This window comes from Lawsonibacter sp. (assembly GCF_022777125.1).
GTDB lineage: Bacteria > Bacillota > Clostridia > Oscillospirales > Oscillospiraceae > Lawsonibacter_A > Lawsonibacter_A hominis.
The window spans coordinates 1-7,614 of the sequence record NZ_JALFGV010000006.1 but is presented as its reverse complement, the minus strand read 5'-3'; the positions used below and the strand labels follow the sequence as shown (position 1 = coordinate 7,614).

At 61.3% G+C, this 7,614-nt stretch carries 9 protein-coding genes; all 9 read right to left on the bottom strand.

Features of this window, described 5'->3' with window-relative positions; all coding sequences use genetic code 11:
* Positions 1–101 precede the first annotated feature (101 nt).
* The 9 genes from MR825_RS00840 to MR825_RS00800 all read right to left on the bottom strand — a co-directional run bounded on the left by MR825_RS00840 (position 102) and on the right by MR825_RS00800 (position 7,285).
* Complete coding sequence (locus MR825_RS00840) at positions 102–1,133, bottom strand: sensor histidine kinase (protein ID WP_287878118.1); 1,032 nt, start codon at positions 1,131–1,133, stop codon at positions 102–104.
* Complete coding sequence (locus MR825_RS00835) at positions 1,130–1,822, bottom strand: response regulator transcription factor (protein WP_287878117.1); 693 nt, start codon at positions 1,820–1,822, stop codon at positions 1,130–1,132. The genes MR825_RS00840 and MR825_RS00835 overlap by 4 nt, the downstream gene beginning before the upstream one ends.
* 205 nt (positions 1,823–2,027) lie before the next feature.
* Positions 2,028–2,156, bottom strand: coding sequence for a helix-turn-helix transcriptional regulator (locus MR825_RS00830; RefSeq protein WP_186907586.1), 129 nt, complete (start codon positions 2,154–2,156; stop codon positions 2,028–2,030).
* 50 nt (positions 2,157–2,206) lie between these two features.
* The gene (locus MR825_RS00825; RefSeq protein WP_186907585.1) at positions 2,207–2,827 is read right to left on the bottom strand and encodes a toprim domain-containing protein; all 621 of its coding nucleotides are present in this window, start codon (positions 2,825–2,827) and stop codon (positions 2,207–2,209) included.
* A 3-nt stretch (positions 2,828–2,830) separates the two neighbouring features.
* On the bottom strand, positions 2,831–3,868 hold the full coding sequence (gene holA / locus MR825_RS00820) for a DNA polymerase III subunit delta (protein ID WP_186907584.1): 1,038 nt from the start codon (positions 3,866–3,868) through the stop codon (positions 2,831–2,833).
* 12 nt (positions 3,869–3,880) lie between these two features.
* Complete coding sequence (locus MR825_RS00815; protein WP_287878112.1) at positions 3,881–6,061, bottom strand: DNA internalization-related competence protein ComEC/Rec2; 2,181 nt, start codon at positions 6,059–6,061, stop codon at positions 3,881–3,883.
* A gap of 79 nt (positions 6,062–6,140) precedes the next feature.
* Positions 6,141–6,359, bottom strand: a complete 219-nt coding sequence (locus MR825_RS00810) for a helix-turn-helix domain-containing protein (RefSeq protein WP_186907583.1) — start codon at positions 6,357–6,359, stop codon at positions 6,141–6,143.
* 150 nt (positions 6,360–6,509) lie between these two features.
* Positions 6,510–7,049 (bottom strand): CarD family transcriptional regulator, encoded by a 540-nt coding sequence (locus MR825_RS00805; protein WP_256174794.1) that lies wholly within the window; start codon positions 7,047–7,049, stop codon positions 6,510–6,512.
* Positions 7,046–7,285 (bottom strand): hypothetical protein, encoded by a 240-nt coding sequence (locus tag MR825_RS00800; RefSeq protein WP_186907581.1) that lies wholly within the window; start codon positions 7,283–7,285, stop codon positions 7,046–7,048. Before MR825_RS00800 ends, MR825_RS00805 begins: the two co-directional genes overlap by 4 nt.
* Positions 7,286–7,614 lie beyond the last annotated feature (329 nt).

Genomic DNA, 7,614 nt, shown 5'->3' with positions numbered 1-7,614 from the left:
CGGCCAAAAAATTTCATTGAAAATCGGGGTGAAATGTTACAACGCTCGGACATTTCAAAAAAATTTACGGCGGGCAGCCGGAAATGGCCGTCCGCCGTGTGCTATTTTGTCGGCAGCATAATGGAAAATTCCGAACCCTTGCCCGGCTCCGAAACCACCTTGATATAGCCGCCCTGCCTCGTTACGATCTCGCGGGCCAGATACAGGCCAATGCCTACGCCCTGCTGTTCGTGTACTTCTTCCTCACGATAAAAGCGCCGGAAGATGGCGGCCTGATTGCTTTCGGAAATGCCCTTGCCGGTGTCGGTCACTTTGATCTCCACATACATTTCCCACAGCACCACCGACACAGCGATTTTCCCGCCTGCCGGGGTGTACTTCACCGCATTGTCCAGCAGGTTAAAGAGGGCTTCGGATGTCCATTTGCTGTCATGGGAAACGGTCAAATCCTCCGGGCAGTCCACGGACACAGCGATTTCCTTTTTCTCCGCTGCATACACGATCCCACTCATGGCCTGCGCCACGGTATCAAAGAGGCGGCCCGGTTTCTTATCCAACTGGATCACGCCCGTTTCCAGCCGGGAGGTTTTCACAAGGGCCTGAAAGAGAAAGTCCAGCTTATCCGTCTGGCTGCGGATTCCACGGATAAAGTCGGTGCGCTCCGCCTCGGTCATGGGCTTTTCCAGCAGGGTGTCCGTCGCCATTTTCAGATTGCTTACCGGCGTTTTTACTTGATGGGAAATATCCGATACAAGGGTCTGCAATTCCTGCCGTTCCTCGTCCACCCGGCGGCGGTTCTCCTGCATGATCTGGTAAAGCCTTGCCAGCCGGTGTCCGATTCTGGCAAGCTGGGTTTCGCTGTCCTCCGGGCGCTGGGGCGCTTCATTCCCGGCGATCATGTGGTCTAAGGTCTGGCACAGATCAGCGGTAAACTGCGAAAGCCGCTTTCCAAACGCCTGCGTCAGTACAAAAATCCCCACAAGGGCGCACAGCAGCAGCGCTCCGCCCGTCAGCAGCACCGCCGTCTGTTTTGTCACAAGAAACAGGGCTATGGTAATCCCGGACATGGAGAGGACAAGCCCCAGTGCCACCCAGCGAAATAGCCGCTTTACCGAGAGGTGATTGAACTTCATTTCGCCTCGCCTCCCGTCCATTGATAGCCCATGCCGTAGACGGTCTTGATGTAGGGCACTCCGCCGTCGGATTCGATCTTGCTGCGAATCCGGCTGATGGAGGTGGTCAGGGTGTGTTCGTCCACAAACTTCTCGTCTATATCCCACAGCTTTTCCAAAAGCTGCCCACGGGTCAGCACTTGCCGGGGATTTTTACGGAACAGGTTCATCATTTTGTATTCCATCGGGGATAGGGTCAGGGGCTTGCCATTTAAGGAAGCCGTCTGCTCCGAGAAGTCCAGAAACAGCCGCCCGTCGTTGTAAATGTCCTTGGCCGGTTTGTGGCGTTCCAGCATGGCAAACATAGCTTTGATTTTCCGCTGCAAGGCCCCGATCACAAAAGGCTTTGTGATGTAGTCCACCGCGCCCACCTCATAGCCCCGTATCTGATCGCTCTCCTGATCGTTGGCGGTCAGGAAAATCACAATGGTGTCCGGGTGCCGGGGCTTTATCAGCTTGCACAACTCAAAACCGTTCCCGTCCGGCAGGTTGATGTCCAGCAGCACCAGATCAAATTCCCGCTGGCGGATGGCTTCGGCTGCGGTTCTGGCATTTAGGGCAGAAGTCACGCCGTAGCCGTCTGCGGTCAGGTTATAGGCCAACATCTTATTCAAAAAACTGTCGTCCTCGACAATTAAAATCTGCTTCATATCCTCACTTCCTTTGCTTTTTGCAGATAGCATAACAGGCAAATGTCCGCGAAATGTTACAGCGGACAAAATATATCCCTGATTACACATTTTTTCTCTGCTTACCGCAAATTCGTAAAGGCAAACGGACAGCAGTTGCTGCCCTTGCGTTTTATTATAGCGAATAATGTATAAGCGTGGTGTTGTTCTATCCGGTGTGGTGTCTTTAACTATGGGAAACTCCGCGTTCCCACTTGGACACCGCCTGGCGGGATACGCCCAGATGCTCGGCCAGCTGTTCCTGTGATCGGCCGCTCCTTTTGCGGCAGGACTGTATGCGTTCTCCCAACGACATTGCATCGCCCTTCTTTCTGGATCCAGCGTACCAAAGCGTCCGGTTGCACGCTACCAAGCGTGGCCGGAAGATTCGCAACCGGCGGTTGCGGATGCGAATTCCTCGTAAGAATACAGCGCGTTGAGCACCGGCAGCAAGGCGTTGGCGCTCAGATGTTCCGGCAGCGCAAGCGACCGCAGCAGCGCCTGCCGCCGCTGGGTCGCCCCCGGCGCGCCGGAGAGCCCCAGAGCGAACAGATCGGCCTTGGTGATCTCCCGTCGAGGCTGCCTCCGCGCCTCCCCCTTCCCTTCCTCCAAAACGGTGGCGCCCGCCCGGCGCAGGGCCCGCTCCAGCACCTCGGGACGCATGCCCTCCACCCCGAGCTTGCCCGCCTTCCCCGGTGCGCGTTTGCGGCGTTCCTTGCCGTACTGGTCGGGGATATACGCGTGCTTGACCTGCCCGGCCGGGAGCGCGCCTTTCAAAAAATTGCGGATGACGAACCCCGCGCCGTCCGAGTCGGTGAGCACGATGATCCCCCGCTGCCCGGCCAGCCGGCGCAGCAGCGCCAGACGCTCCTCATCCTTGAAGATGCCGAAGCCCGACGTCTCCAAAATCACGCCGTCCACCAGCTGGGACAAGGTATTCTTATCATACCGGCCCTCCACCACGATGGCCTCTTTGATCTTCAGCACCGGCTACGCTCCCTTTTTGACCGCCAGCTCCATCAGCAGGGAGATCAGTAGCTCCTCCCCATCGGCACCGGTGGATTTCATGGCCAGATCGGTCTCTCCGCAGCGGATCACCGCCCGGCGGCACCAGGGCAGGGAGAAGCGCCGGGCCGACTGCATCAGCTTTTCCGCCGGATAAGCCGAGCGCATGCCCCACAGCTCCATCAGGTAACTGGCCCCCTTCTTCTCCTCGATGGCCAGCCGGGCGGAATAGAGCTGCCGCAGCTGCCGGCCCAGCACCGCCAGCAGTTTGATCGGCGCCTCCTGCAGGTGCAGCAGGTCTCCCAGTACCGAGGCGGCCTTGTCGAAGTTCCCCGCAGCGATGGCGTCGGTCATCTGAAAGACCACCGCGTCCAGCTGTGGGGTAGCCACCGCATCGATATCCGCCCGGGTGACCCGCCGCCCCCTGGCGTAAGCGCCCACCTTTCCGATCTCGGAGATCAGGGTATTCATCAGATCCCCGCACAGGAACAGGAGATACTTGGCGTCCTCGGTGCTGATGTCATGCTCCAGGGCCCGGAAGCGGCGGGAGATCCAGTCGATCAGATCCCCCTGCTCCTGCCGCTGGAAGCCTACCACGCTGCCCTTTTCCTTCAGCACGCCCGCCAGCTTGGTGCGGGCGTCGGCCTTGTATTCGATCAGGTCGTAGACGAAGACCAGGCAGACATACTCCGGCAGATCGCTCAACAGGGCGGCCAGCGCTTCCTTGTCCCCCTTGTAAAGATCGTAGTCGCTGACCACGATCAGGGTGCGCCGGCTCATCATGGGCAGGCAGTCCACCAGCTGCTCCAGAACCTTCACGTCAAATTCCTTTCCGCTGAGCGTATGAAGATTGAACTCCTCCATTCCCGGCGGCAAAAGCTTCTGCTTCATCTCTCCCAGGTAATAATCCCGGAGATAGACCTCCTCCCCATGGAAGACGTAAAGGGAGCCCAGCGTCCCCTCCTTCAGGTCCTTTTTCAGCTTTTGATAGGCGGCCTTATCCGGCTTTCCTCTTGGCGGCATATCATTTTCTCCTTACTCTGCGGTAATGCGCACCGTTCCCATCCAGTCGGTGCGGTAGATCTCACACCCGGCGGCGGCCAGGCGCTCCAGCGTCTCGTCCGCCGGATGGCCATACGTATTGTATCCCACGGAGAGGACCGCGCGCTCCGGCGTCGTGGCCAGCAGCAGCTCCTCCGAGGTGGCGTATTTGGAGCCGTGGTGTCCCGCCACCAGCAGCTCAAGATCGGGCAGCGCCCCGTATTTGATCAGGCGGCGCTCCACCGCGGCGTTCATATCGCCGGTGATGAGGGCGTCGAACGCCCCCGCCGTACACAGCACGGACAATCCCTCCTCGTTGGCGCCCCCGTCGCCCAGCGGCGCGTAGACACGCAGGGACGCTCCGCCCAGGGTGACATGGGCGTCCTGTGTGAGATAGACAAGCTCCACCCCGTGCGCCTGCGCCGCCGCTTCGATCTCCCGGCGCAAAGGCTCCTCCGGCTCCACGTCGGGCAGGAGCAGGCGCTCCACCTCCAGCCGCTCCAGCAGCTGGGGCACGCCGCAGGCATGGTCCGCGTGATAGTGGGTGAGCACCAGCAGGTCCAGCCGGGCCGTCCCCAGGGATTGCAGGTAGTCCGCCGCCGTGTCGCCGGGATCGCTGAGGCCGCTGCCGCCGCAGTCCACCAGCGCACAGCGCCCCTGGGAGTAGAGGACCACGCTCTGCCCCTGCCCCACGTCCAGCACCGAGACGCTCAGGCGGCCGGAGGTACGGGAGGCTGCGGTAAGCAGCAGCGCCGCGCACAGGCAGAGCCCGCCTGCGCCCACCGGCAGCAGCATCCGCTTTTGTTCCCCCCGCCAGAACAGCCAGAGCAGCAGCAGGGCGTATCCCAGCAGCAGCCACAGCCGCAGGTAGATCGAGTCGGTCCCCACCGACGCGAAGGGGAGTCTGGAGAGCAGTTCGGCCATCTTCTGAAGATACCAGACCGGCAGCGCCGCCGCCCAGGCCGCCAGCGCCGCCGCCGCGGGAAACAGCAGCCCCAAAAGCGCCACGGCCAGGGCACCCAAAAACGCGCCGGATACCGCCCAGAGGGTAAGCAGATTGGTCACAGGGGCGATCAAAGAGAGCGAGCCGAAGTAGTACGCCGAGAGCGGCGTAGTGAACACGACGGCGCCCAGGGTGGTGGCCAGGCTGGCCGCGGCAAAGCGCAGCGCCTTGCCCCCCAGTCCCTTCCGCGGAAGCTTCCCGTCCCAACGCTCCCAGAGCCTGCCGGTAAACAGGCAGATGCCCGCCACGGCGGCGAAGGACAGCTGCAGGGATACGCTGGCCGCGGCGTAGGGGTTGTGCACCAACAGCAGCAGCAAAATGGCACACAGCGACGTAGGCGTGTCGTTCTCCCGGCCCAGCAGAGGGGCCAGCAGCAGCATAGACTGCATAAAGGCCGCCCGCAGCACCGAGGGGCTGTTTCCGGCCACCGCCGCAAAAAAGAAGACCAAAAGAATCCCCGCCACAGCGGAGTGCCTGCGCCGCCCCAGCAGGACGGCAAGCAGCCCGGACAGGACGGATACGTGCAATCCCGAGACCGCCACCACATGGGCAATGCCGGAACGGCGCAGCGCGGAGTACAGCGCCCCCGGCAGGCCGGAACGGTCGCCGGTGATCAGGGCGGCGGCCAGAGGCGCGGCGCTGTCCGGAAAACAGCGCCGGACGCTGTCCTTCAGGGCCTTGGCGATCCAGGCGGGCCAGTACCGGGGCGGGATCCGTTCCGGCCGGATTACGGCGGTCGCCCCGCCGTCGGCATAGGCGATGAGGGTGATCCCTCTGGCGTGGTAGTACTCGCTCTCCTCCCCGGCCACGGTATCCGCCAGCCGGAAGCGGCCGGAGAAGGTCAGCCGGTCTCCGGGACGCAGCGCGGGAAGGCTCCCGTCCTTCCCGGCAGCCAGGTAGAGCTGGGTCTTGACGCTTCCGCCCTCCTCCGGGCAGACCCGCACCGCCACTGAGCAGCCGTAGGCAGTTTCCCGGGGCCAGTCCGCTGCCACCGCTTCCACCGTCTCCTCGCTTCCCGCCAGGGCTTCGGCCCCCGTGTGAAACAGGGCGGTATAGGCGCACAGCCAGAGCAGTCCCGCCGACAGGCCCAGGGCGGTCAGAATGCAGCGCAGCCGTCCGTCCCCCCGGAAAAACATCCCCGCCAGCGCCCCCAGCCCGCAGCAAAGCCCCACTGGGAGCCAGAAACGCTCCGGGAGGAGAAACAACGCCGCAAAGACCGCCGCCGAAAAGGGCCCGGCGAAGGCACACAGCTTACGCATGGGGCGGCGAGGGATGGTCCGTGCGCCCCAGGATATAGTCGGTGCTGGTCTGATAGAAGTCGGCCAGTTTGAGCAGGGCCCACACTGGGATCTCCCGGATGCCCTTCTCATAGCGGCGGTAGACTTCCCGATTCAGATTCAGATATTGGGCGATTTCGATTTGGGTCTTGTCGTGGTCGACCCGCAGATCCTCCAGCCGTCCAAAATGCATAAGGCAACACCTCAAAGAAATGCTACTAAATTGTAGCATCCCTTCGTCGTTCTGCTACCATTTGAATGTAATTATACCTCATTTCACCCTGTTCTGCAATCCGGTACGGCAGATCCCCCGGTCTGAGCGCACGAAAGAGAGGCGGCATCCTCAAGACGCCGCCTCCGCTTTGCCCGCCCCGCTCTTTCCTTCCTTCAGCATCCCCCGGATATATTGGGGCACGGTTTCCCGGGAGATCCCCAATGCTGCCGACAGCTCGCCGTAGAGCAGCTCCTCCGCACGCTTGCGGTACTTTTCTTCCAGCTTCCCGGGGCGCTTTCCGCTCTCCCGGGCTGCCGCGTCTCTCCAATGAATGGTCTTTATGAGTTTGACCAAGTCGGCGGCATCGTGACTTTGGAAGGATGCCTGATACTGGCGGGAACGCAGCTGCAAATTGCCTGTTTCCACCCGTTCCGCCCGGATAGAAGGCATGGAGCGGATCAGGTCGTCCGCCTCCTCCTTGGTAAGCACTGGGCGCAGAAATACCCTGGTGTCCACCGGCGCGTAAATGACCTCTGTGCCGTACAGGGGCGCAAGGGTATAATACGTTTTGCTCTGCCCTTCCGGCACCCCCACTCCAATGACCCTGCACACGCCGCTGCCGCCGTAGACGATAAGCGCGCCGACGGGATAGGGCGCCGTTGTATTCATGCCAGATAATCCCCGCAGGGATAGGCGTTATATTGCCGGCGCAGCCTGAGCAGGATGGACCCGTCAGGCTGGGTGAGTTCCTCCTCTACCCTATATCGGATCTTGCGGCGATCCAGCCCCTGCCTGTAGGCCTCCGCCTCCCGTTTGACCAAGTTCACCGCCTCCTCATGGCTGACATCGTCCTTCAGGGCAAAATGGATCGTCTGCGCCAGGCAGGCATATTTGATTCGCTTCATGCAGGACACCTCCCTTTTGGTTTTCTTTATTTTAGCATTTTAAAAAATGTCCTTGCAAACAAAAATCTTCGAAAATTTCATTTTCGTGCACTTTGTCCAGCAATATCTCGCCTAAAAGTTGTTTATTTTACCCATATCCGCATTTTAGGGCCGTCCGTTCCGCCGCTTTCCGTCCGCTTGTGCCGCAGTCCCCCCGCCCTGCCCGGGCAAGGGCCTTGGCAAAGCCGTCCTTTCGCCGGCGTGCTGGCCGGCGCTGCTCAGGGGGCAAGCGCCCCGGCGATGGGACGCATACCGGCGGGTCCCAACCATAAACCGGAACACACCCGGGG

What these genes read in the sequence shown, in the direction of transcription:
- MR825_RS00840 (WP_287878118.1), bottom strand. Translation starts at nt 1,133, where the DNA reads ATGAAGTTCAATCACCTCTCGGTAAAGCGGCTATTTCGCTGGGTGGCA.
- MR825_RS00810 (WP_186907583.1), bottom strand. Translation starts at nt 6,359, where the DNA reads ATGCATTTTGGACGGCTGGAGGATCTGCGGGTCGACCACGACAAGACC.
- MR825_RS00835 (WP_287878117.1), bottom strand. Translation starts at nt 1,822, where the DNA reads ATGAAGCAGATTTTAATTGTCGAGGACGACAGTTTTTTGAATAAGATG.
- holA (WP_186907584.1), bottom strand. Translation starts at nt 3,868, where the DNA reads ATGCCGCCAAGAGGAAAGCCGGATAAGGCCGCCTATCAAAAGCTGAAA.
- MR825_RS00830 (WP_186907586.1), bottom strand. Translation starts at nt 2,156, where the DNA reads ATGTCGTTGGGAGAACGCATACAGTCCTGCCGCAAAAGGAGCGGCCGA.
- MR825_RS00800 (WP_186907581.1), bottom strand. Translation starts at nt 7,285, where the DNA reads ATGAAGCGAATCAAATATGCCTGCCTGGCGCAGACGATCCATTTTGCC.
- MR825_RS00805 (WP_256174794.1), bottom strand. Translation starts at nt 7,049, where the DNA reads ATGAATACAACGGCGCCCTATCCCGTCGGCGCGCTTATCGTCTACGGC.